This is a genomic window from Paenibacillus sp. FSL P4-0127 (assembly GCF_038007325.1).
GTDB lineage: Bacteria > Bacillota > Bacilli > Paenibacillales > Paenibacillaceae > Fontibacillus > Fontibacillus macerans.
This window is the reverse complement of record NZ_JBBOWY010000001.1, coordinates 1,443,843-1,466,488: the sequence shown is the minus strand read 5'-3', so window position 1 is coordinate 1,466,488 and position 22,646 is coordinate 1,443,843. Positions and strand designations below refer to the sequence as shown.

The window sequence follows — 22,646 nt, the reverse complement described above, 5'->3', positions numbered from 1 at the left end:
AGCGACGATTGAAGGAGAAGATTCGCCTTTTTAGCTCGCCTGGCCGGACCGGGCTTGTTCGTTCGTCTCAGCTCGGCCGCCTTAGCCGATCCCGATCACGTGGCGGTCGATGCCGGCCAGGTCGGGAATCGTGACGATTTCCCGCCAATGGCCCGCCGCGCGGAGCATGTCCGCGACCGCGGCGGCCTGGCCCAGGCCGAGCTCGAAGCCGATCAGGCGAGGCGGCCTCGGCAGCAGCGCGAGCTGCGCCAGCATGGCCCGGTAGGGCGCCAGCCCGTCCGGACCGCCGTCAAGCGCGCCGCGCGGCTCGTAGTCCCGCACTTCGGGCTGAAGGTGCGGGATGTCCCCCGCCGGAATATACGGCGGGTTCGACACCACGATGTCCAGCGGCTCGCCGGCAAACGGTTCAAGCAGGTTCCCCCGCTTGAACTCCACCGTCAGGCCGAGCCGCCGGACATTGTCCCGCGCCACCGCGAGAGCGTCCGGCGAGATATCGCTCGCCGCGATGCGCCACGCCGGGCGCAGATGGGCCAGGGCAGCGGCGATCGCCCCGCTGCCGGTGCCGATATCGGCGGCGTAAGGCGCGCCGCCGGGCCACAGCGCGTCGCCCTCGACGGCGATGCGCTCGACGAGCAGCTCCGTTTCCGGGCGGGGAATCAGCACGGCCGGCGCGACCTGAAAGGTCAGGCCGTAAAATTCCTGTTCCCCGATAATGTACTGCGCCGGCTCGCCCGCCGCTTTGCGGCGGATAACCTCCTCCCAGGCGTCCTGTTTGTCCGCCGGGAACGGTTCGCGCAGCGCGGCCAAATACGCCGCCCCGGGCAGGCCAAGCACATGCCGCAGCAGCAGCTCGGCATTGGACTCCGGCTCACGCACACCCGCCGCCGCTAAAAAAGAAGAAGCCTCTTTGCGGGCTTCCCAAATGCTGATCGCTCCGGATAACCGATATCCTTCACTGTTCAATCTATTATACTCCTTTTTCCATCAATTCCGCCTGTTCGGCGATCGTCAGCGCGGACACGATCTCGTCGATCTCGCCGTTCATGACCTGATCCAGCTTGTGCAGAGTCAAGCCGATGCGATGATCCGTGACCCGGCTTTGCGGGAAGTTGTACGTCCGGATCCGCTCGCTGCGGTCCCCGGTGCCGACCTTGCTTTTCCGCTCGCCGGCGTATTTCGCTTCCTCTTCCTGCCGCTTCATGTCGAAGATGCGGGCGCGCAGCACCTGCAGCGCCTTTTCTTTGTTGGAGTTTTGCGATTTGCCGTCCTGGCAGGTCGCCACGATGCCCGTCGGAATATGCGTCACCCGCACGGCCGACTTCGTCGTGTTGACCGATTGGCCGCCGGCGCCGCTGGAACAAAACGTGTCGACGCGGATATCTTTATCCAAAATTTCGATGTCGACGTCCTCGACTTCCGGCAGCACCGCCACCGTCGAGGTCGACGTATGAATCCGTCCGCCGGACTCCGTAGCGGGGATGCGCTGCACGCGATGCGCCCCGCTTTCGTATTTCAGCTTGCTGTACGCGCCGCGGCCGTTGATCATGAAGATGACCTCTTTAAAGCCGCCGAGGTCGCTTTCGTTCATATCCATCAATTCGACGCGCCAGCCCTGAGAATCGGCGTAGCGGGTGTACATGCGGTACAAATCCGCCGCGAACAAGGCCGCTTCGTCTCCGCCTGCGGCGCCGCGGATTTCCACGATTACGTTTTTATCGTCATTCGGGTCCTTGGGCAGCAGTAAAACGCGGATTTTTTCCTCCAAAGCCTGCTGGCGCGCGGTCAGCTCCTCGATTTCCATCTTCACCATTTCGCGCATCTCGTCGTCCAGCTTCTCGGCTTGCAGCGCCTTGGCCGCTTCCAACTCGCCGATTACTTGTTTATATTCGGTGTACGCCTCATAAGCCGGCTGTAAATCCGATTGTTCTTTGGAATAATCCCGCAGTCGCTTTGCGTCATTCGCCACGTCCGGATCGCAGAGCAGCTCGCTCAGCTTCTCGTACCGGTCGGCTAGGGATTGTAGTCGGTCCAACAAGGAAATCACCTCTCTTATCTCACAATTTCCTGAAAAAGCCCGCTTATCCCGCCTTTAGTCAAAGACTATAAAATGGATAAACGACTTTTTATTATATCATATCACAACGAAAATAACCAACCTTAATATCCGCTCCGTCGCACAAAAAAGACGCTTACCAGGATAAACTCCCCGGTGTAAGCGTCCTTGTTTTTCACAAAATATTAATGCAGTAAGCGCCGCCACTACCGCCAATAAGCTACATGCAGCTATCCTTCCTGTAACAATTATCAGTTTATCCGGTCGGATTTTGTCCTTCCGTTTCTTGTCGGTTGCAGCAACTATTAGTACAATGAGTACAAGTGAAAAAAATAACAAGACTCATACTTTTTATATCTAGCATCGGGTCTTACATGGCCTGGGCAAAAATTCCCTTGATTTCTTCATGCGTGGCTTGAACCGGGTTGGTGGCGCCGCAGGCGTCCTTGAGAGCGTTTTCGGCCAAAACGTCGAAATCTTCCGGCTTTACGCCAAGCTCGCGCAGCCCCGAAGGAATGCCGACGCGCCGGGCCAGTTCTTCGATGGCGCGGATAGCGGCATCCGCGCCCGTTTCCGGGCCTAGGCCGTCTACGCGTTTACCGAGCGTGCGCGCAACGTCGCTCAGACGCGCGGCGCATACCTTGGCGTTAAACCGCTCCACATGCGGCAGCAGCACCGCGTTGCACACGCCGTGCGGCAAATCGTAGAAGCCGCCAAGCTGGTGCGCCATGGCGTGCACATAGCCGAGGCCGGCGTTGTTGAACGCCATCCCGGCGAGGAATTCGGCATAAGCCATCCGGTCGCGCGCTTCCGCATCGTTTCCATCGTCATAGGCGCGCGGCAGATAGTCGCGGATCAGCGCGATGGCCTGCAGAGCGCAAGCATCCGTGATCGGCGTCGCGCTGTTCGATACGTAAGCTTCAATCGCGTGGGTCAGCGCATCCATGCCGGTGGCCGCGGTGAGCGATTTCGGCATGGCCATCATCAGGTCGGGATCGTTGACGGCAATGAGCGGCGTCGTATGTTTGTCAACGATCGCCATTTTGATCTGGCGTTTCTCGTCCGTAATAATGCAAAACATCGTCATTTCGCTGGCCGTTCCCGCCGTCGTGTTGACCGCAATCAGCGGCAGCGCCGGACGTTCGGATTTATCCACGCCCTCATAATCCCCGATTTCGCCGCCGTTGGCGGCGACCAGCGCGATCGCTTTGGCGCAATCATGGGGCGATCCGCCGCCAAGCGAAACGACGAAATCGCAATTTTCTCGTTCAAGCAGGGCAAGGCCGTCTTTGACGTTGGAAACGGTCGGGTTGGGCTGAGTCCCGCTGAAAACCGCATGTTGTATCCCGAGCGGTTCAAGAATTTGCGTTACTTTCTCAACCATGCCGATTTTGACCAAAGGCCCGTCGGTCACGATCAGCGCTTTTTCAAAGCCCAATCTGTGAATTTCCTTCCCCAGATCCTCAAGGGCGCCTGAGCCCATCAGGCTCATCGGGGGCATCATGAACTTCGTTTTGTTGGCCACAACAACCACCTCGTCAGATTTTGATTTTTGTCAATAATGTAAGCAGCTTAGGCTTGTCAAACTAAAAATACCGCGCTGCGGCGGATGAAAACTAACGCTTTCTGCGGGAAAATAATCGGAATTTTAAGCTAAAGGGTGATCGGGATGGAAAAATGCCTGCATCGTTTTGATCGTTATGACGAACTGCATTACGGCTTTGAAACCGAGTTCATTCGGATTCTATATTATGATTTGCCCGAGGCTTATGAGGAAAAGTACACTTCCTACGAATGCTCGAAGCTTTGCACGATTCTCGAAGGAAAGAAGGAAGTCGGCATCAACGGGGCCGACCGGTTCGCATACGGGTCCGAAGAGATGATCCTGCTGCCGCCGGGCTCGTCCGTAGAGATGACGATTCAAGCCCCGACCAAAGCGCTGGTCTTCGAGCTGAGCGGGGAGTTGATCGAGCGGGTAAAGGATACGGTCGCGGAAGAGTTCGACCTTACGGAGGATTCCGGGCCGGAAGAGGTCGTGTTGTGCCGGCCGGGGGAGGCCGCCTTGGTTGCGGAAACCGTCGCCCGGATGCGCCGGTATCTAAGATCCGGCCGGGAAGACAACCGGTTCCTGATCGATCTGGCCGCCCAGGAGATGGCTTATCATTTGCTGCGCCGCCAAATCTGCGCCAAGTGCCTGCGCAGTGACAGCAAGCACCCCGTTTTTCGCGCCATCCGGGATATTCGCGAGCATCTGCCGGCCATCCGGCATGTCAAAGATCTCGCCGATAATTACAATATGTCGCACACCCATTTTACGCATATGTTCAAGCGGATCACCGGGCTTACACCCCATGAATATATCACCAATCAGAAAATGATTTTGGCGCGCTCGCTGCTGCAAACGCAAACGGTTACGGAAGTGGCGTACAATTTGAACTACGAAAACATCTCCCACTTTATCGCCCTGTTCAAAAAAAAGTACGGCATCACCCCGAAGCAGTACCAGTTGAATCGGCAAACGCGTACAGGACACGGTCCGAGTTCTTCCTGACGAAAGCCGCAGGAAAATTTGTACAAAAAAAGAAAGACGCCATCCGGCGTCCTTCTTCAAGCTTATTCAATATAAGATTCAAGCTTACGCTCCATCACTTTGTCAGGTCAATTCCGTTCGGCTGCGGCTGTTCCGCATCACCGGGCCGGCCAGCGGACCGGGCCGCGGCGATTTGAGCGATCAGCTGGTTCTCAAGCCGCGCATTCCACTCCCGGACCATCCCCGGAAGCAGGCAAGCGTCTACGATAACCCATACGGTGAGGGCCAGACCAAAAAGAACAACGGGAATCAGGAACACCAGCGATCCCATGCTGTCGGGCGACTCCACGCTTTCGATGCCCGCCGCGATCGCAAACACAAAGTAAAACACAAACGCAAGAACAGACAGGCAGAGCTGGACGATTCCCGTAGCGATTTTTTTCAGATAAAAACGGTGAACGCCCAGATGGCCTACCAGCAGCATGAGATACGCAAGCACCAAAGACTTTTCCCGCTTGTTCATTTCCAGGTTCAGCACAAGCAATTCATTCGTGGACAGATCGTTTTTCGTCAGCGCCATTAGATAGGGTACTCCGGAGATCTGCCGCGGTCATAAAAAATTTTGTCGATCAAACGGTTTTCCACTTCCGCATTGTGTTGTTTTACCCAAGTGTGCACGAGGAAAGCGTCAACGATCCACCAGATGGACGTGACGGCCAATCCGATAAACGTAAGCGACAAAATCAACTGGGCTACCGCCGAACCGGTCCGTCCCATATAGAAACGATGACCTCCGAACACCCCCAGGAAATACCACAGAACATAAGCCACCACCATGTTTTTCCCCTGGGCCTTCACTTCGGATTCAAGAAGCAGCAGCTCCCGGGTGTCCAACTGGCTTTTTCTGGACATCAAGTAATCCATACTCACAAAAAACTCCTCCTAATCGATAAATAAAGCCAAAGCTGACTCCAGTATACTCATAGCTTTTGAGCAAAACAATACAAATTTTTCCCATTTCCGCGCTTAAATCGAAGGACCTAGGTAAATCTTCCTTAAAGACAAATTCGCAGTCTCTTTGCTGCGGAAATTCAAAAAGCCTTCAAATCCGCTTGAACAAGCGACTTGAAGGCTTCCGCCAGCCCGAATTTACATTATACGTTAAAACGGAAATGCATGATGTCTCCGTCCTGAACGACGTAGTCTTTGCCTTCCAGGCGCAGCTGGCCGCGTTCGCGGGCGGCGTTCATCGAACCGGCGGCGACAAGATCCTCATAGGATACGACCTCGGCCCGAATAAAGCCGCGCTCAAAATCGGAGTGGATAACGCCCGCCGCCCCCGGGGCCTTTGTGCCTTTACGGATCGTCCAGGCGCGGACCTCCTGCACGCCGGCGGTGAAGTACGTATACAAGCCGAGCAGCCGGTATGCGGCCTGGATCAGACGGTCCAACCCGGAGGACTTGAGCCCGAGCTCTTCCAGGAACATCGCTTTGTCCTCGCCGTCGAGCTCGGCGATTTCCGCTTCCACCTTGGCGCTGATCGGCACAACTTCGGCGCCTTCCGCCGCGGCGAATTCTTTCACCTGCTGCACATACGGGTTGTTGTCCGCGTCGGCCACACCGTCTTCGCTGACGTTCGCCGCGTACAGCACCGGCTTGACCGTAAGCAGATGCAGATCGCGCACGAGCAGCTTCTCTTCATCCGTAAGCTCCACGCTGCGCGCCGGCTGGTCGTTGTAGAGCGCCTCCTTGATCCGTTCCAGCACCTCGACTTCCTGGGCGTATTGCTTATTGCCGCCTTTCATATTTTTGCGGGCGCGTTCGATTCTTTTTTCCACGCTTTCCACATCGGCCAAAATCAGCTCCAGATTGATTGTCTGGATGTCATTGATCGGGTTGACCTTGCCTTCGACGTGGGTAATATTTTCATCCTCAAAGCAGCGGACGACGTGCACGATCGCATCGACTTCGCGGATGTGGGCCAGGAACTTGTTGCCGAGCCCCTCGCCTTTGCTTGCTCCGCGCACCAGTCCGGCGATATCGACAAATTCAAACGCCGTCGGCACCGTGCGGTTCGGGGTTACCATCTCCGTCAGCTTATCGAGCCGCTCATCCGGCACCTCCACCACGCCGACGTTCGGATCGATCGTGCAAAACGGGTAGTTTGCGGATTCCGCCCCCGCTTGGGTAATCGCGTTAAACAATGTGGATTTTCCGACGTTCGGAAGGCCCACAATGCCAGCCTTTAAAGCCATATTTATGACAACTCCTCATTCATGTAATTGCTCATCTTCCTTCAACCATAGTACCGATACGCCGGAGATATTTCAAGGACATCCCGAAAACCGGCGGTTTGGCGGCATACTCCGTCCAGCCGTACGGCCTGCCGGTTGGGCCTGGCAGTCGATCTGTCGGGACAAGGCTCCGGGCCGTGGCTGCCGGTTGAATCCGGCGTTTAGGCGCTCCGGTCAGGTGTACCGGTCAAACCTGTCAGCCGGACGCTTGCCTAGTTGCCTTTAGTTCGCTGACCGTTTTCCCTTCGCCCAAACTCGTTACCGTCCGTCAGGCCTCGGGTTCCCCCGCCAAAACTTTGGTCATCTGGATGTCCGTCACTTCGTACCCCATCTTCCGGTACAATTCGAAGGCTCTTTGATTGTGGCCAAAGACGTGCAGCGAAATGGTGTCCAGGCCCAGCCGGCGAACCTCTTCTTCCAGCGCGGCCATCGTCCTTTTGCCGTAGCCTTGGCCTTGATGCTCCTCGTAGATCAAAATATCCAAAATAAAAGCGATCCGCCCTTTTTCCTGTTCCATGACGTTAAACCACAGATGCCCGACCGCCTCCCCGCGCGAAGCGTCCCGGACAAGGTACAGGTAGGCGTCCTTCGTATTTGCGCCGTCCGGAAGAAAGCGGCGGAACGCCGCTTCCGCCTGCGCCGGCGCGTCCTCGGCCGTCCACGTTCCGGCGGCCACCTTGTCCTCCGCGTAATCGCGGACCGACCGGCTGCGGAAGCCGCGGTAATCGGCTTCGCTCATAGGAATCAATTGAACCATGAAGTCCCCTGCCTTATCATTTGTTTTGTATTCTGTCCACGCTCAAATTCGGGTTGCTCCGGTTGCGTTTGGCATAGGCCCATACGGACGGCAAACCGAGAATGAGAAACACCGCGGCATTGGCGAGCCCTGCCGTTACGGCTTCCACGACGATTTTATCGTGCGGCTCGCCCATGACGAGGATATCGAACAAGCCGGAAAAGGTCAGGGAAACGAAAATCCCCACGATTCCGCAAACGGCAAACGGGACCAAGTGGCTTTTATTCATCCGCCCTTCTCTAGCGTTGAAGTCCTTGAACATGTAAACCAACCCCATAAAGGCCGCCGTAATGCCCGAACCCAGCGCCCAGCTCCACCAAACGGCGCCGCTCGTAATCAGGTCGTTGAATACATGTCCGATAAACCCGGCGATAAAGCCGACGACCGGCCCGTACAACGCCCCGAGTATCGCCAGCAGCGCGATGGCCGGCCGAAGCTGGGTATCCGGCACGATCGGGACGTTGATCCAACTGGCCGCCCCGTACAATGCGGCCCCAATGCCGGTCGCCACCACCGTTCTTGTATTCCATGCCCACAATGATGGTTTCATCATCGCTCCTCCTTGTGCTAAAGAAAAAGACGAAAAGCCGGGAATTCCGGTTTTCGATTCCTGTTAATTGGCCGGCCAGTCGCCTGTTTGCGCCATATACGCCATTTCATGGAGGGGTGCCGTCCCGCAGGCCGATATTCCCCTTCAATATAATAGGTAATTTACGGAGATGCAATGAAAAATAGGGAACTAACCGCTGCCGCGCACTAGCGTTGCATCAAATCTGTTTTCTAACAAGATACATTTTCTAGCCACACACAAATATTCTAACGGTTGCCACAAGCGCTATTTGTTCCATGAACGTTGATTTCAAATTGTAACGGTTGCCATGCTGCTTATTTCATTGAAAATCGGTAATTTTTGCTCGGATCCAGGCTAATAACGGCGTTCGCAACCGTTAGAATTTAGAAAAGGTCTTTTTTTGGAAAATAGCCGCTGCTGCAACCGTTAGATATCCGGGCACCTTTTACGGGAAATGGCCATCGCGCCAAAAATAGCGGTAAAAAAGGGCTCTATTACGCGCCAAAATGCAGCACGAGAAAAATAGCGGACTTTTATGTCGTTATTGGGTAGGGGCTACCGGAAAAGTGCGGATTTCAGCCCCTTCGCAATAAAATAGGTGAAAATTTTACCGTTATTCAGAGGTTTTTGGCTTCTCACATTAAAATAGCGACAAAAATTACCGCTAATCGCGAGATTTTTAAAAGGAAGGCTCTGGCTTGGGGCTATCCCCCCAACTTTGGGGTCAGACGAGCCCCTAGGGACGTTAGCCCATAGGCTGGCTGGCCCGACTTGTGACGAAGCGTTGGCCTCCTAACCTAAACCTGGGGCGCCCAACCCCGCCTGCACCAGGAGCGCCACCCCAATCGGCCCCGAGCAGGCCGGCCTTAAGCGCGGCGGAGCCAGCCAGCACTCCAACAGCGCGGCCCATCTAGCGCTCCAGCACGGCGCGGCCATCTAGCGCTCCAGCACGGCGCGGCCATCTAGCGCTCCAGCACGGCGCGGCCAGCCAGCGCTCACAGCACAGCGCGGCCATCTAGCGCTCCAGCACGGCGGGGCTATCCAGCGCGCCGGTGCGCCTACTCCCGGCGCACGAGCCGCGCCGTGTTCCGCAGCGCCGGTATGCTCCCGGCGCCGATGCCGAACATGGCGGTGCGCAGTTCGAACTCGACGCGCTCCAGGAGCGCGTCGAGCCGCTCCTCCGAATGCACCGCCGGTTCCAGCAGCGCCCGGCCGAACCCGGCTAGGTCCGCGCCAAGCGCCAGCGCTTTGGCCGCGTCCACGCCGGTGTTCAGGCCCCCGCTGCCGATCAGGGCGGCGTCCGGGACCGCCGCCCGCACTTCGCGGATGCATTCGGCGGTGGGGATGCCCCAATCCGCGAATGCTTCCGCCGCCGCGCGGCGGACAAGATCGCCGCTGCGGAACTTCTCGACCTGGCTCCAGCTTGTTCCGCCCGCGCCGGCGACGTCGATAAAAGCGACGCCCGCGCCGCGCAGCCGTTTTGCCGTACCGCCGTCGATCCCCCAGCCGACCTCCTTCACGCCGACCGGCACCGGCAGCGCCTTGCACACCTGCTCGATGCGCGACAGCAGCCCGCCGAAGGACGTGTTTCCCTCCGGCTGGAACACCTCCTGCAAGCCGTTCAGATGAAGCACCAGCATGTCCGCCCCGGCGATATCCACCGCCCTTCTGCAGTCCTCCGGGCCGTAGCCGTAATTCAGCTGCACCGCGCCCAAATTGGCGATGACCGGAATGGACGGGGCGAACCGCCGCACCGCAAACGTGGGCGCCAGCTCGTCCCTTTCCACGGCGGCCCGGATCGAGCCGACGCCCATCGTCCAACCGCGCCGCTCCGCCGCCTCGGCCAGGCGCATGTTGATTTCCCCGGCCAGCTTGCTGCCTCCGGTCATCGAGCTGATCAACAGCGGCGTCCGAATCGGCGCGCCCAAAAACGTCGTTTTCAGGCTGATCTCGTCAAAATTGAGCTCCGGCAGCGCGTTATGCCGAAACACATATTTTTCAAATCCCGTGCGGATCCCCTCCGCATTGACCTGTTCTTCCAGGCATAAGCGGATATGCTCGGTTTTGCGTTCGGACGTATTCTCCATAATCCGCCTCCTTTGCCGCGATTTGCTTTCGTGAACTCAGTTCGTTTTGTTTTCTTCGGTCATCCGGCCGGTGAGCGGGTTAGCCTCTAGCATTTAGCATTTAGCATTTAGCATTTAGCATTTAGCATTTAGCATTTAGCCTCTGCATTTAGCCTTTACATTTAGCCTCTGCATTCAGCCCTTCCCCCCGGCGCTCCGGCCCTGGTCCAGACGCCGGCTACAGCAGCGGCGACAGCAGCCGGGCCGCGGATTCCGCGAAACGGACCACGATTTTTTTGTTCATGAAGCTTGCCCGGTCGATTAGTTTCGTCGACAACAGGTCGCGTTCGAAATTTTCCACGATTTTGGCGATGCTGTCGCTTTGCACGAGCAGCGCGTTCACCTCAAAATTCAAATGAAAGCTGCGCATGTCCATATTGGCCGTGCCGACGGTGGCCACTTCGCCGTCCACAATCAGCAGCTTGGAATGCAGGAAGCCCTTTTCATATTCGTAGATCTTCACGCCGACTTCCAGCAGCGACGGAAAATACGAATGCGACGCCAGAAACGGCAGCCATTTGTCCGGCTTCGCCGGGAACAAAATCCTGACGTCGATACCTGACAGCCCGGCCACCCGCAGCGCGGTCAAAATGTCCTCATCCGGAATAAAATACGGCGTCGCCAGCCAGACCGATTTTTTGGCCGAAGTGATCATGGCGAAAAAGATGTTTTTCAGCGTCCGGCTCTCGTTGTCCGGTCCGCTCGGCACGATCTGCACCGCGCCGCTGCAGCCCTGCTCCAGCTCCGGCGACAAATAAGCGAGGTCGATAATTTCTTCCCCGGTCACGTACTGCCAATCCTGCAAAAAAATAATCTGCAGCGACCGGACGGCCTCGCCTTTGACCAGCATATGCGTATCGCGCCAAAAACCGTACGTTTTGCTGCGGCTCAAATATTCGTCCCCGACGTTAAGCCCGCCGATAAACCCGGTGTTGCCGTCGATCACGACGATTTTCCGGTGGTTGCGGTAATTGACCCGGCTGGACAGCGCCAAAAAGCGCATCTGCCCGTAAATGCCGACCTTGACCCCGGCGTCCCGCAGCTCCTTGATAAACGATTTCGGCAGACCGATGCTGCCGACCGCATCGAACATGAACCGCACTTCGACGCCTTCCCGGGCTTTTTGGATCAGCGTTTTCTGGATTTCCCGGCCGATGTCGTCCGCACGGTAAATATAGTATTCCATATGAATATGATGCCGCGCTTTTTTCAATTCTTTCAGCAGCGTCGAAAACGTCTCCTCCCCGTTCGTCAGCACCCTGGTGCGGCTGGCCATGGAAAAAGGCGTGCGGGCCAGCCGCTGCGCCAATTGCAGCAGCCGCTGCTGGCTCGGGCTGAATTGCGACAGATCCCGGGGCAGCAAATGGCCGTTAAAGTGGATCCGTTCATAGCTAAGCTGGTTTTGCTCGGCCTTTTTATCGAACTTGCGCCGTTTGAAATAGTTTTGTCCCAGCAAAAAATAAAGCAGCAGCCCCACTACCGGCAGCAGGGCCAGCACCAGAATCCAGGCCACCGTACTGGACGGATTCCGGTTTTCCATAAATATCGCCAGACCGATTGTGATGACCGTGAGCGTCTGAAATATACTGACCAACGTACCCCCGAATTTCCCGAAGACGCCAAATCCGAAATAGTAAAAAGCAAAAAGAATCGCCACGATAATAATGATTTGAAGTCCCCGTCTCATGCCAGTACCCCTTTTTTTCTCTCTAATGATGCTGCTTCTATTTTACATGAAGCTTGCTTTTCTTCCTACTGACAAGAGTTAAATATTATAGAGATGAGAAATTTGGAGGGGGGGTTTTTTAAAAAGAAGGACGCTAGAGGAGGAAAAATACCGGGATCGGTCGGCACATAAACGGCCCTGCGGCCGGCCCGCGCGTTTGATGGGTTGTTCAGGGCCGTTTACGTTCCGGAAAATGGCCGGCTAGCTGTGACATATTCTTGCGATCGCTGCCCGTCCCGGATTTCTTTAGCTCGACTTATATAGGCCGCGCCTGCGTATCCCGCCATTGCCGGAGCTGCCGCAGATCATGATCGAGAAATTCATCCAGCAGCTCCGCCAGCCCCGTATATAACGGACTGGACGAGACCAGCATCAGTTCGTTCGCAAACGGCCGGGCCCATTTCAGCAAATGGGATTCCAGAAAACCGATCTGCGCGTCCGCCAGCGTCAGACAGGTGTGCGGCAGGCTGCTCTTGCCGAGCATACCTTCGGCCAGCACGGCCATGAACTCCAGCTCCAACGCAATGTGATCGTCGCGTTCCCCGTTTAATTTATTGAATACAATACCGTTTTCCATATAGATCTTCCGCACCTCGGAGATGCAGACAGCCGCGTCGGCTCCTTCCGTCCTGCAGCGAAACAGGCTTTCGCAGGAGGTCATTACGGCGTCACGGCCCGTAAACAGGCGTTCGTATTCCGCCGCCTCCCTGACGCAAACCTGGCGAAATTGCTGTTCGGGTATGCTTTTCAGATAGCCGATCAATTTGTGCCCGCCCCGGCTCGCCGGAATGAGGCCGATCAGTTCCGCTTTATATCGCCAAATGGGCGATCAGCGACATCCGCGGCGGACGGCTCAAAAAATCCATCAACACCCGGTACCCCCACCCGCGCCGCTCCAGCCACTGAACCTGTTCCTGCGTAAAAACAAACGGTGGATATGCCATTGCCATCGGTAGGTCATCTCCTTGCCAATATTTCTTCTTAAGAGGTTGTTCAAAAAGTCATCTTTTGATCACGAAGCAGGTCAAGAAGCGGACTCGACGTCGAATCTTGAATTCAGCCGGGCCTTCCGTTGCTCACGTACCCAAAACGTACGCTCCGCTACTCAGTCCCTAGCTTCATCCAATCTTCTCGGTCCTGAAAACCTGACTTTTTGAACTCGCATTTTCAAAAAAAGATGACTTCCTTCTATGCCGGAAATCATCTCAATCGCATATACCGACACATGATTAAGGGGGTCACGTATCGCTTACTTTCATTATAACAGCCAATGTAAGCGCTTTATGTGATTTTTTTTACACTTGTTTTTAATAACATTCTATCGTCCTGCGCCGTAAAATATACTTGAACAATGTGTGCCAACGCATTGACTGATCCTCGAGATATATATTAAATTTGAAGCACCAAAAAGAAAGGAGGCGCCCCGTATGGAGCAGCTTCTTGATTCCTTCGGCCGGGAACACGATTATCTCCGGATTTCCGTGACCGACCGCTGCAACCTCCGCTGTGTCTATTGCATGCCGGCAGAAGGAGTGGTTTTTCAACCGCACGATGAAATAATGAGCTATGAGGAAATTGCCGAAACCGTTTCGGCGCTTGCTCCGATGGGTCTTCGCAAACTCCGGATAACCGGGGGCGAGCCCCTGGTTCGCAAAGATTTGGACAAATTAATCGCCATGCTTTCGGGAATCCCGGGCATTGAAGATATCGCCATGACGACGAACGGGATGTTTCTGGCCGGCAAGGCGGCCGCGCTCAAACAAGCAGGCCTGAACCGGGTCAACATCAGCCTGGACTCGCTGCGCCAGGACCGCTTCGCGATGATCACGCGCGGGGGAGAAGTCCGGAGGGTGCTGGAAGGGCTGCAGGCGGCCGTTGAATTCGGCTTCGACCCCATCAAACTGAATGTCGTGCTGATGAAAGGGGTCAATGACGATGAAATCCGTGATTTTATCGCTTTGACGCTGGATAAGCCGCTGCATGTTCGGTTCATCGAATATATGCCGATCGGCAGCGCGACCGATTCCTGGCGCAGCACCTATTTGCCGCTGTCTACCGTTGACGAAGTATGCCGGGAAGCCGGCTGGGAAACGGAGGACGTGGCCGGCCCAAGAGGAAACGGTCCGGCCGAAAGCAAGCGGGTTGTCGGCGCGGCCGGCACGTTTGGCCTGATCCATCCGGTCAGCGAACATTTTTGCGACAACTGCAACCGCCTGCGTCTGACCGCGGACGGCCACATTAAAGCTTGCCTGTACTGGTCGGACGAGCTGCATGTCCGCCCGCTGGCCGCCGCCGGCGACCGGGAAGGCATTCGCGCGATGTTCCTGAAAGCGCTGGGCGGCAAGCCGAAAAACCATGAAATGGCGCTGGCGCTGGAGAAAAAACAGCAAAGCCATACGCCAACCGTGCGCCGCATGTCGCAAATTGGCGGTTAAAGCGGGCCTTTCATTTTTTCGAGCCAAGCTTTGGCTTTTTCATAATCCTCCGGCCGGTTCATATTGAAGGCCAGCCATTCCTGCGGTAGGCCCGCAGCGGCGGCGAGCGTCTCCCCGCCGGCATATTCGGTCCGCAGCCCGTCCAGCCACGCGGTCATTTTGTAGCGTCCGAGGCGAAGCTCCCGCTCCAGTCCCGGCAGCACGCTGCGCCGGTATACCGCCAGCAGCGGGTGAACCCGCTCGCCCGTGCGGGCGATCACCGCTTCGGTAGCGAGGGCTCCGCCTTCCCGTCCGGCTTTGGCCTCCGACTGCCGGGCCTGCCGGAGCAGCGCCTGGAACAAACCGCGGTTGGCAAACGGCGTATCGCACGCCACCGCGATATTCCAGGTTGAAGCGGAGTTAGCCAGGCCGGCGTGCAATCCGGCCAGCGGACCCGCGCTTTTGTACATATCGGTCACAACCTCTTTGCCGAAAGGCCGGTACGCCTCTTTGTCGTCCGCCACGACCACGATGCGGGCGGCGACCGGCTCCAGCTCACGGATGATTTTTTCTATAACGGTGATTCCCCCCAGCTTCATGAGCGCTTTGTTTTCGCCCATCCGGCTGGATCTTCCCCCCGCCAGAACAATGGCCGTTGTCTCCACGAACAGCTCCCCTTTTAAAAATATTGGAAAATTTCATAAAACTTGGTTTGTATCCCTTTTCACCTCTGTGTTACATTGAGAACATAGTTAACTCTTCCCGGTTTCGTTACCGACTCGGACAGAAAGGAATGGCGCATTTGCGGGACAAACAACGATATTCGCCCTCCTCATGGATGCCGCTTGGGCTGCTTAACTTTTTCGTTTACGGAACGATGGTCATTTTCGCCGCCTTTTTTCAATTATATTTGCAGGACATCGGCATGGACAAGCTGGAGATCGGAAGCCTGATGGCGATCGGGCCTGTCATCTCTTTGCTTGCTCACCCGTTTTGGAGATACATCAGCGATCTGCGCCAAAATCCGCGGGCCGCTCTGATCGCTATGATGCTCGGCTTGCTCGTCATGGGCCATTTGGTGTTTAAAGCGAATACGTTTCATATGCTATATCTGACGATGATTTTGCTTTATTTTTTTCATAGCCCGCTTCTCTCGCATAGCAATGGCCTGGTTTTAAGCTACATGGAAGGCAGCGAGCGGAAATACGGCATTTTCCGGATATGGGGTTCGCTCGGCTGGAGCTTAGTCGCGCTGGGGGCCGGGCCGATCATTGACGCCGTGGGTCATAACGGCATCTCTTTGCTGTTCAGCATTTGCCTGATGCTGGCAATCGGGTCCGCGCTGCTGCTGCCGTCCATCCGCCAAACGTCGAATACGCCGTGGCTGCGAACGGTTGAAATCGCGCGGACGCTGCAGCATAAATATTTCGTCGCTTTTACCGTATTCGGCCTGCTGGTGGCTATCCCAAACGCGATCAACGGCATTTTCCTCCCGCTGTTCATCACGGAACTGGGCGGTTCCCGCCTGCAGGTCGGGGGCGCTGTTTTTCTGTCCACGGCTTTTGAAGTACTCGCTTTTTCCGTGCTGAACCGCTACTTTAAGCGAAAAATCACGTTTTTGCTCGGCTGTATCACAGCGGTCAGCCTGCTGTTCGCGTTAAGATGGAACTTGATGTCCGATGCGACCCAGCCGGCGCAGATCATGCTGATTCAATTGCTGCACTCGGTCACGTTCGGCGGTTTCTTCTATGTCGGCATCAAGCTGATTGCCTTGCTGCTGCCCCGCCCGCTGCGTTCCGCCGGACAAGCGGTTTATACGGTTGCGCTCAGCGGACTCGCCGCGTTGATTGCCGGTTTCTTCGGGGGCTGGTTGTACCAGAACCTCGGCGGCGGCGTCATGTATCGTACCGGGATGGGGTTGTCCCTCATTGGCGCGCTCGGTTATGCGGCCATGTGGTATCGTATCCACAAAAACGGCTATTCGCCGATCATGGAACGGTACTAATATCGATAACCTTGGACAGGAAAAAACAATGCCTTCCAAGCGTCACGCCCTCCGCCGAGGTTACGCCGGATGGAATGCATTGTTTTTCTGGATGCATCATTATTGTAAAATATGAAATGCATACCAGAGCAAGCGTTTCTTTGGGATTTTGCGTCTGCTTGAAAGCTTTGCGGCGTTTGCAAAACCGGCTTTTGCCCGGGTGTACCGCCCTGCAAACTGGAAAGGAGTTGGCCCGCTTGCCGAACATCAAGCAAATCGCCGAGGCGGCCGGCGTCTCCATTACGACCGTCTCCCGCGTCCTGAACGATCATCCTTACGTGAGCGAAGCCAAGCGGAAAGCTGTTGAGGAAGCGATCCGCAAGCTGAACTATTCGCGCAATATGAACGCCGTTCATTTGATCAAAGGCACGACCCGGACGATCGGCGTCGTCCTGCCCCGCATCAATCTCTACTATTTCGCCCGGATGATGGAGGGGATGGCGCAGGAGGCGCTGCTTCACAACTACCAACTGATGCTCTGCCAGACGGATTACCGGCACGATGAGGAGCGGAAGGTGCTGGAGATGCTGCGCAACAAGCAAATCGACGGGCTGGTCATCTGTTCCCGGTCGCTGCCGCTGGACGAGGTGGAGGCCTACGCCGCCTACGGTCCGATCGCGTTATGTGAAGCCGTTCGGGACCGGCCGCTGTCGTCCGTCTACATCGACCATTACGCCATCTTTCAGAAGGCGATCACCTATCTATGGGACAAAGGACGCCGCCGGATCGGATTCACCGCGGGACGCCGCCGCAACAGTCCCAGCCTGCGCCGCCGGCTTGCGGCGTACAACGACACGCTGCTGGCTTTGGGCGGCAGCCCCCGCCAGGAATGGGTGCTGGACAGCTGTTACGACATCGGGGACGGCGCCGCGCTTGTCGAACATCTGCTGGCCATGCCGGAGCGTCCCGATGCCCTGCTGATCACCGGGGACCAGGTTGCCGCCGGCTTCATCCTGGCCGCTCGCAGCCGGGGGCTTGAGGTGCCCGGCGATTTCGCCGTCATCGGCTTCGACAATCAGCCGATCTCCGCCGTGCTGGGCATTACGACGATCGATAATCGGCTGTCCGAAATCGGCGCCCGCGCCTTTGCTCTCGTCCGCAGCCAGCTGGCCGGCCAGCGCCCCGGCCCGGCCAGCGAGGAGCTCGGCTTCCGCTTCATCGAGCGCAGCTCGGTGTGAGGGACGGGACTGATGCTGCGGAAGTACGTGAAGTTACGGGAAGTTACGGGAAGTTACGTAAATTACGGCCAGTTACGGCAAGTTGCCGCAACTTGCTCCAAATCCCGCGAAATGCAAAGGTGCATGCGATTTTTGTCGATAGCCCTCAAAACGGGCGGCCCAAATGCATAAGTGCAGTTCATTTCCGCTCCAAAGTTACTTTTTTATCCTATAGCCCCAATTCAAATGCACTTTTGCATTTCAGCCGCTCAAAATACGGAAATTTGTAGAATATGAAATGCACTTTTGCAGTTGATCCATCATTCACCCACCATTCATCATTCATCATTCATCATTCATCATTCACCTATCATCTATCATTCATCTATCATCCATCCATTCCAGCCGTCGTTCCACCCAAAGTAACGTGCCAAAGCAAGACGCGCCTATTTCACCCACTCATGCTACAAAGAAGAAAAAGACGGCCCTCCCGGTTGTATCCGGGGAGAGACCGCCTTTTCGTTGAATTCCGGTATTTACTAATTGCATGTTGGCCGCTTCCATTGGCACTATCCAATAATTGCCGAAACTGCCTTAGAGCCGATACGACCGATACGCCGATTGAAAAAAATCCAATAGACTTCACTTATATCGCCCGTTTTGCGCCCTGCTGAGCCCCACCTATTGGAAATATCCAATCAAGCCGCTGTATTCACCACTAATCTTCCAGTTCCATTGGATGTTTCCAATCAGAACGTTGTGCGATTATGGCCGCCAGGCCGCGAGGAACCTACTGCGCAGCATTTCTTGAAACGCCGGTTCCCCGGCTTCCCCGTTACCGCCTACCGCCCCCTGCCGCCCGCATTACTTCGGCAATTGGAACGAGCTCTTCAGCGAGACGATCAGGTTGAACACCGGCTTGCCCGGCTCCGAATATTTTGTATCGACGTTGAAGTAGCCATGCCGGAAAAACTGGAATTTATCTTGCGGCTTCGCATCCTTCAAGCCCGGCTCGACATAGCCTTGCACCACCTTGAGCGAGTTCGGGTTAACCAAATCGAGGAACGACTTCTCCTCGATGGTGTCCTCATCCGCTTCCTCGTCCATGATCAGCGGCTCGTACAGGCGGAACTCGGCCGGTACCGCGCTGCTTGCATCCACCCAGTGGATCGTGCCTTTCACCTTGCGGCCGGTAAACCCGCTGCCGCTTTTCGTTTCCGGATCATACGTGCAGTGTATCTCCACTACGTTGCCGTCCGCGTCTTTAATTACGTCGTGGCATTTGATGAAATACGCATGCTTCAGCCGCACTTCGTTGCCCGGGAACAAGCGGAAATATTTGCTTGGCGGGTTCTCCATAAAGTCCTCGCGTTCGATGTAAATTTCCCGCGAGAAAGGAATTTGGCGATTGCCCATGTCCGGGTTTTCACTGTTGTTTTCGGCTTCCAGCATTTCGGTTTGCCCTTCCGGGTAGTTCGTAATGACCACCTTAAGCGGGTCAAGCACCGCCATCGTGCGCGGCGCTCTGAGCTTCAGATCCTCACGGATGAAGTGCTCCAGCGTTTTCGGATCAATGCTGCCGTAAGCCTTGGAAATCCCGGTTTCGTAAACGAACGCCTTGATTGCTTCCGGCGTCACCCCGCGGCGGCGCAATCCCGAAATCGTCGGCATGCGCGGATCGTCCCAGCCGTCCACATACCCTTCGTCCACCAGCATTTTCAGCTTCCGCTTGCTCGTGACCGTCTGCAGCAGATTCAGCCGTCCGAACTCGTATTGATGCGGCACCTTCGGCATTTCCGTTTCGGCGATCGTCCAGTCATAGAACGGACGCTGATCCTCGAACTCCAGCGAGCACAGCGAATGGGTCACGCCTTCGATCGCGTCCTCCAGCGGATGAGCGAACGCATACATCGGATAAATGCACCATTTGTCCCCGGTATTGTGATGAGACGCATGCACGATGCGGTAAATGACCGGGTCGCGCAGGTTGATGTTCGGCGAAGCCATGTCGATTTTGGCGCGCAGCACCTTTTCGCCGTCCTTGAATTCACCGGCCCGCATCCGCGCGAACAGATCGAGGTTCTCCTCCACCGAACGGTCGCGGTAAGGGCTGTTTTGCCCCGGCTCCGTGAGCGTGCCGCGCATCTCGCGGATTTGCTCGGCGCTGAGATCGTCCACGTAAGCCTTGCCCTTTTTGATCAGCAGTACGGCGCGGTTGTAAATTTCCTCAAAATAGTCGGAAGCGAAATGCAGCTCTTCCCATTCGAAGCCCAGCCACTTCACGTCTTCCTTGATCGAATTGACGTATTCGACGTCCTCCTTGACCGGGTTCGTATCGTCGAACCGCAGATGCGTCCGTCCCCCGAACTCGTCGGCCAGGGTAAAATTGATCCAGATCGCTTTGGCATGTCCGATGTGCAAGTAACCGTTCGGTTCTGGAGGAAAACGCGTCACCACGGTTTGCACTTTGCCGCTTTTCAGATCTTCCGAGATAATGTTTTTAATAAAATTGGGAGGGGTGCTGTTGTTTACCACAGGTATCAACCTTTCCATTTCATAAGTATCTGTATACTATCCCCGATTTTCTTCTTCTAAATATACCGATATCTCCGCAATTGTTCAATGGCTCGGCGCATTCGCCTGTTTTGACGGTTGTTTTCTGTTAAGATAAAAGCAAATATCACGTCATTACTCGAAAGGAAGCGACATAACCATGCCTTTAAAGCCCATCCATCTGACAAAAGAGCAGCGAAACCTGGTCATCCCCCAAATTCAGCAATTTTTCGAGGAGGAACGCGGCGAAACGCTGGGTGAGCTTGCGGCGGACGGGGTGCTCGATTTTTTCCTGACCCGCATCGGGCCGTATGTATACAATCAGGCGCTGGCCGACTGCCGCCAGGTGTTGAACGAGCGCATGGTCACCTTGGAAGAGGACATTTACGCCCTGGAGGTTCGTCCGCGCCTGCCGCGGTAACAAGCGCTGCCCGCCGGTGCCGGAGCAGATTGCCCAAGCACCCGCCCGGGGCGCGGGGCAGCTTCCGGTTTCCAGACGCCTGTCGCCACTATACCTTGCGCCACATTAAGATATCGTCCACATACTGTCCACCTATAAAAAACTCGCCGATGAGCCGTCCCTGCTCCACAAATCCGCAGCTTTCGTAAAAAGCCACGGCCCCGGGATTGCTGGCCAGCACGCGCAGGCACAATTTGCGTACGCCCCGCTGCGCGGCGAACGCCAGCAGCGCCTCCATCAACGCGCGCCCGATTCCCATCCGCTGGCATTCCGGATGGATGGCGATGTTCAACTCGAGCACATGGGCGTTGCTCGGCAGCGGCGTCGGCGGTTTAAAGCCGATGTAGCCGCAGACTTGCTCGCCGATTCCGGCCACGATTTGACTCCCCGGCGGGCAGCTTTGCAAAAATTGCTCGCGCGAATCCCAGACGAGCCGCTCGGACGGCGTGTTCCGGTCATCCCAGACAAGCCGGTCGATCTCCATCAAAGTGGGCGCATCGCGCATTTCCGACAAGCGGGTCCAAACCTCGTTTTTCATCCGCTTCCCTCCTTTTGTGCCGCCACGTTTTTTTCTTTATTTTACACGTTTCGCCAATTTTCTGCCCCCCTGCCCGGGGGACTCTTTACATTCCCGATGCGATGCCGGTCGTTTCCCGGCCTTCCCGGTTCATAAACGCATGGATCAGAAACGCGCCGATCGCCAGCGCCGCAATCACCACCGCCAGCCAGGCCACCGGGACCAGTCCGTTCCAGTCGAACAACACGCCCATCGCGTAAGGCCCGACCACCCGGCCCGCAACCCCCATGCCGCCGACCAGTCCGAGGTAAAAAGGAGCGCCTTTGCCCGTTTGGTCGGAAATAAACGACGGAATCGCCGGCGATATGAGCATTTCCCCAATCGTCGTCAGCACCATCGCCAGCACCATGCTAGGATAAGTGTGAAAACCTAAAATGGTCACGTAACCAAGCATATAAAACACAGCGCTGGCCGTCATCTGCGCTTGCGGCGAGCCGGCGAAGGTCCGCTTGATCCAGAGCACGAAAGGCTGCCCGACAAATATCAGCACCCCGTTCAGCGTCCACAGCACGCTGTAGTTCCATTCCGGCATCCCCCGGGAGATCGTAAACGGCGATACGCCGTTGTTCCAAATGCAATTGGCCAGCCATAGGAAAAATGAGCCAATGCCCATAAACAAATAAACCGGATAACACTTCATCAACGTCCACACGCTCTGGCCTTCCGCGACGGTTTTGCGTTTTTCCACATGCAGCTCGCCTTGGCTTTTTTGAACTTTGTTCAAATAAAACCAGAAAAAAACCGCAAATGCCGCCGACGTCAGCCCGTTCAGAATAAAGCTCAAATCGTAGGAAATCTGCGCCAAAAACCCGCTGAGCGCCGTACCTACGGCAACGCCGATGTTGTTCGCCACATAAATGACGTTAAACAGCTCGCCCCGCCGTTCCGCGAAGCGAAAGCCGATGAAGGCCTGGATCGCCGGCATGGACATCGCGTTAAAAAAGCCGACCATAGCAATCAGCAGCATAAACAAATGCCAGTTGCCGCTGCCGTAAGGCAGGAGCAGCAAAAACAACGCGTTCAGGCCAAGCCCGCCCACAATCAGCCGCGTGACCCCAAGCCGGTGATACAAAGCCCCGCCCAACAGCTGGCCGGCGATGCCGCCCAGGGACATGACCAGAATGACCAGACCGGCGTCCGTCACCGACCTGCCCAATATTTTGAACACAAACATCGTGATTAGCGGCCACATTAAAGAGCCGCCGGCTGAATTGATCAGACTGGCCACCAAAAAAACTTTAACCTCGCGCGGATAAGCACTCAGCCACTTCATTCCGTTACTCCCCCCTTTTGTACATGCGGTTCTCTATATAAAACAAAGGAGAGCCCCAGGGGCTCTCCATCG

21 protein-coding genes are annotated in these 22,646 nt (G+C 56.2%); 5 read left to right on the top strand and 16 right to left on the bottom strand.

Translation table 11 applies throughout. The features are described 5' to 3' along the window. Positions 1 to 81: 81 nt before the first annotated feature. The 3 genes from prmC to yiaY form a co-directional block, all read right to left on the bottom strand. On the bottom strand, positions 82 to 963 hold the full coding sequence (gene prmC / locus NYE74_RS06460; protein WP_124333286.1) for a peptide chain release factor N(5)-glutamine methyltransferase: 882 nt from the start codon (positions 961 to 963) through the stop codon (positions 82 to 84). Positions 964 to 967: 4 nt separating this feature from the next. After that, positions 968 to 2,035: a peptide chain release factor 1 gene (prfA, locus tag NYE74_RS06455; RefSeq protein WP_124333285.1), complete on the bottom strand. Its 1,068-nt coding sequence runs from the start codon at positions 2,033 to 2,035 to the stop codon at positions 968 to 970. Between the two features lie 388 nt (positions 2,036 to 2,423). Further along, positions 2,424 to 3,557, bottom strand: a complete 1,134-nt coding sequence (gene yiaY / locus NYE74_RS06450; RefSeq protein WP_445323418.1) for an L-threonine dehydrogenase — start codon at positions 3,555 to 3,557, stop codon at positions 2,424 to 2,426. A gap of 165 nt (positions 3,558 to 3,722) precedes the next feature. Between yiaY and NYE74_RS06445 the strand changes: the two genes are divergently transcribed. Continuing rightward, the gene (locus NYE74_RS06445) at positions 3,723 to 4,604 is read left to right on the top strand and encodes a helix-turn-helix domain-containing protein (RefSeq protein ID WP_278739626.1); all 882 of its coding nucleotides are present in this window, start codon (positions 3,723 to 3,725) and stop codon (positions 4,602 to 4,604) included. A 94-nt stretch (positions 4,605 to 4,698) separates the two neighbouring features. Here NYE74_RS06445 and NYE74_RS06440 read toward each other — a convergent pair whose 3' ends face one another. From NYE74_RS06440 to NYE74_RS06400, 9 genes are all read right to left on the bottom strand, one after another. Next, positions 4,699 to 5,163 carry a TM2 domain-containing protein gene (locus tag NYE74_RS06440; protein WP_051985214.1) on the bottom strand — a complete coding sequence of 155 codons (465 nt, stop codon included), beginning with the start codon at positions 5,161 to 5,163 and terminating at the stop codon, positions 4,699 to 4,701. After that, positions 5,163 to 5,507 (bottom strand): TM2 domain-containing protein, encoded by a 345-nt coding sequence (locus NYE74_RS06435; protein ID WP_278739630.1) that lies wholly within the window; start codon positions 5,505 to 5,507, stop codon positions 5,163 to 5,165. The genes NYE74_RS06440 and NYE74_RS06435 overlap by 1 nt, the downstream gene beginning before the upstream one ends. Positions 5,508 to 5,737: 230 nt before the next feature. Then, complete coding sequence (gene ychF, locus NYE74_RS06430; RefSeq protein ID WP_036619189.1) at positions 5,738 to 6,838, bottom strand: redox-regulated ATPase YchF; 1,101 nt, start codon at positions 6,836 to 6,838, stop codon at positions 5,738 to 5,740. A 307-nt stretch (positions 6,839 to 7,145) separates the two neighbouring features. Further along, positions 7,146 to 7,634: a GNAT family N-acetyltransferase gene (locus tag NYE74_RS06425; RefSeq protein ID WP_036619184.1), complete on the bottom strand. Its 489-nt coding sequence runs from the start codon at positions 7,632 to 7,634 to the stop codon at positions 7,146 to 7,148. 16 nt (positions 7,635 to 7,650) lie between these two features. After that, positions 7,651 to 8,223: an ECF-type riboflavin transporter substrate-binding protein gene (locus NYE74_RS06420; RefSeq protein ID WP_036619183.1), complete on the bottom strand. Its 573-nt coding sequence runs from the start codon at positions 8,221 to 8,223 to the stop codon at positions 7,651 to 7,653. Positions 8,224 to 9,302: 1,079 nt separating this feature from the next. Next, a complete protein-coding gene (gene fni, locus NYE74_RS06415; RefSeq protein ID WP_036619182.1) occupies positions 9,303 to 10,331 on the bottom strand; it encodes a type 2 isopentenyl-diphosphate Delta-isomerase in 1,029 nt (342 codons plus the stop codon). A 217-nt stretch (positions 10,332 to 10,548) separates the two neighbouring features. Beyond that, complete coding sequence (gene cls, locus NYE74_RS06410) at positions 10,549 to 12,057, bottom strand: cardiolipin synthase (protein ID WP_036619181.1); 1,509 nt, start codon at positions 12,055 to 12,057, stop codon at positions 10,549 to 10,551. Between the two features lie 295 nt (positions 12,058 to 12,352). Continuing rightward, complete coding sequence (locus NYE74_RS06405) at positions 12,353 to 12,859, bottom strand: TorD/DmsD family molecular chaperone (protein ID WP_230877242.1); 507 nt, start codon at positions 12,857 to 12,859, stop codon at positions 12,353 to 12,355. A gap of 46 nt (positions 12,860 to 12,905) precedes the next feature. Beyond that, the gene (locus NYE74_RS06400; RefSeq protein WP_230877241.1) at positions 12,906 to 13,046 is read right to left on the bottom strand and encodes a hypothetical protein; all 141 of its coding nucleotides are present in this window, start codon (positions 13,044 to 13,046) and stop codon (positions 12,906 to 12,908) included. A gap of 477 nt (positions 13,047 to 13,523) precedes the next feature. Between NYE74_RS06400 and moaA the strand changes: the two genes are divergently transcribed. Further along, positions 13,524 to 14,531 (top strand): GTP 3',8-cyclase MoaA, encoded by a 1,008-nt coding sequence (gene moaA, locus NYE74_RS06395; protein WP_036619179.1) that lies wholly within the window; start codon positions 13,524 to 13,526, stop codon positions 14,529 to 14,531. Here the strand turns inward: moaA and mobA are convergent. Then, entirely contained in the window at positions 14,528 to 15,175 is a 648-nt protein-coding gene (gene mobA, locus NYE74_RS06390) for a molybdenum cofactor guanylyltransferase (RefSeq protein ID WP_124332446.1), read from the bottom strand. The genes moaA and mobA overlap by 4 nt on opposite strands. Before the next feature lie 128 nt (positions 15,176 to 15,303). Between mobA and NYE74_RS06385 the strand changes: the two genes are divergently transcribed. Both NYE74_RS06385 and NYE74_RS06380 read left to right on the top strand, forming a co-directional pair. Then, the gene (locus tag NYE74_RS06385; RefSeq protein ID WP_115311329.1) at positions 15,304 to 16,515 is read left to right on the top strand and encodes an MFS transporter; all 1,212 of its coding nucleotides are present in this window, start codon (positions 15,304 to 15,306) and stop codon (positions 16,513 to 16,515) included. A gap of 236 nt (positions 16,516 to 16,751) precedes the next feature. Then, positions 16,752 to 17,732 carry a LacI family DNA-binding transcriptional regulator gene (locus NYE74_RS06380; RefSeq protein ID WP_036619173.1) on the top strand — a complete coding sequence of 327 codons (981 nt, stop codon included), beginning with the start codon at positions 16,752 to 16,754 and terminating at the stop codon, positions 17,730 to 17,732. Between the two features lie 843 nt (positions 17,733 to 18,575). On the opposite strand, the gene NYE74_RS06375 is transcribed toward NYE74_RS06380, so the two are convergent. Further along, positions 18,576 to 20,264, bottom strand: a complete 1,689-nt coding sequence (locus tag NYE74_RS06375) for a glutamine--tRNA ligase/YqeY domain fusion protein (protein WP_036619172.1) — start codon at positions 20,262 to 20,264, stop codon at positions 18,576 to 18,578. Positions 20,265 to 20,424: 160 nt separating this feature from the next. Between NYE74_RS06375 and NYE74_RS06370 the strand changes: the two genes are divergently transcribed. Next, a complete protein-coding gene (locus NYE74_RS06370) occupies positions 20,425 to 20,685 on the top strand; it encodes a DUF2164 domain-containing protein (protein WP_036619170.1) in 261 nt (86 codons plus the stop codon). Positions 20,686 to 20,773: 88 nt separating this feature from the next. On the opposite strand, the gene NYE74_RS06365 is transcribed toward NYE74_RS06370, so the two are convergent. Both NYE74_RS06365 and NYE74_RS06360 read right to left on the bottom strand, forming a co-directional pair. Further along, a complete protein-coding gene (locus NYE74_RS06365) occupies positions 20,774 to 21,262 on the bottom strand; it encodes a GNAT family N-acetyltransferase (RefSeq protein WP_036619169.1) in 489 nt (162 codons plus the stop codon). Positions 21,263 to 21,347: 85 nt separating this feature from the next. Continuing rightward, on the bottom strand, positions 21,348 to 22,574 hold the full coding sequence (locus NYE74_RS06360; RefSeq protein WP_036619168.1) for an MFS transporter: 1,227 nt from the start codon (positions 22,572 to 22,574) through the stop codon (positions 21,348 to 21,350). Positions 22,575 to 22,646 lie beyond the last annotated feature (72 nt).

Bases quoted from the DNA above. Each gene is read 5' to 3' on its own strand.
- fni (WP_036619182.1), bottom strand. From the start codon at position 10,331: ATGGAGAATACGTCCGAACGCAAAACCGAGCATATCCGCTTATGCCTG.
- NYE74_RS06375 (WP_036619172.1), bottom strand. From the start codon at position 20,264: ATGGAAAGGTTGATACCTGTGGTAAACAACAGCACCCCTCCCAATTTT.
- NYE74_RS06420 (WP_036619183.1), bottom strand. From the start codon at position 8,223: ATGAAACCATCATTGTGGGCATGGAATACAAGAACGGTGGTGGCGACC.
- NYE74_RS06360 (WP_036619168.1), bottom strand. From the start codon at position 22,574: ATGAAGTGGCTGAGTGCTTATCCGCGCGAGGTTAAAGTTTTTTTGGTG.
- NYE74_RS06385 (WP_115311329.1), top strand. From the start codon at position 15,304: ATGGCGCATTTGCGGGACAAACAACGATATTCGCCCTCCTCATGGATG.
- NYE74_RS06435 (WP_278739630.1), bottom strand. From the start codon at position 5,507: ATGGATTACTTGATGTCCAGAAAAAGCCAGTTGGACACCCGGGAGCTG.
- ychF (WP_036619189.1), bottom strand. From the start codon at position 6,838: ATGGCTTTAAAGGCTGGCATTGTGGGCCTTCCGAACGTCGGAAAATCC.
- NYE74_RS06425 (WP_036619184.1), bottom strand. From the start codon at position 7,634: ATGGTTCAATTGATTCCTATGAGCGAAGCCGATTACCGCGGCTTCCGC.
- NYE74_RS06370 (WP_036619170.1), top strand. From the start codon at position 20,425: ATGCCTTTAAAGCCCATCCATCTGACAAAAGAGCAGCGAAACCTGGTC.
- moaA (WP_036619179.1), top strand. From the start codon at position 13,524: ATGGAGCAGCTTCTTGATTCCTTCGGCCGGGAACACGATTATCTCCGG.
- NYE74_RS06440 (WP_051985214.1), bottom strand. From the start codon at position 5,163: ATGGCGCTGACGAAAAACGATCTGTCCACGAATGAATTGCTTGTGCTG.
- NYE74_RS06445 (WP_278739626.1), top strand. From the start codon at position 3,723: ATGGAAAAATGCCTGCATCGTTTTGATCGTTATGACGAACTGCATTAC.
- NYE74_RS06400 (WP_230877241.1), bottom strand. From the start codon at position 13,046: ATGGCAATGGCATATCCACCGTTTGTTTTTACGCAGGAACAGGTTCAG.
- NYE74_RS06365 (WP_036619169.1), bottom strand. From the start codon at position 21,262: ATGAAAAACGAGGTTTGGACCCGCTTGTCGGAAATGCGCGATGCGCCC.
- cls (WP_036619181.1), bottom strand. From the start codon at position 12,057: ATGAGACGGGGACTTCAAATCATTATTATCGTGGCGATTCTTTTTGCT.
- yiaY (WP_445323418.1), bottom strand. From the start codon at position 3,557: ATGATGCCCCCGATGAGCCTGATGGGCTCAGGCGCCCTTGAGGATCTG.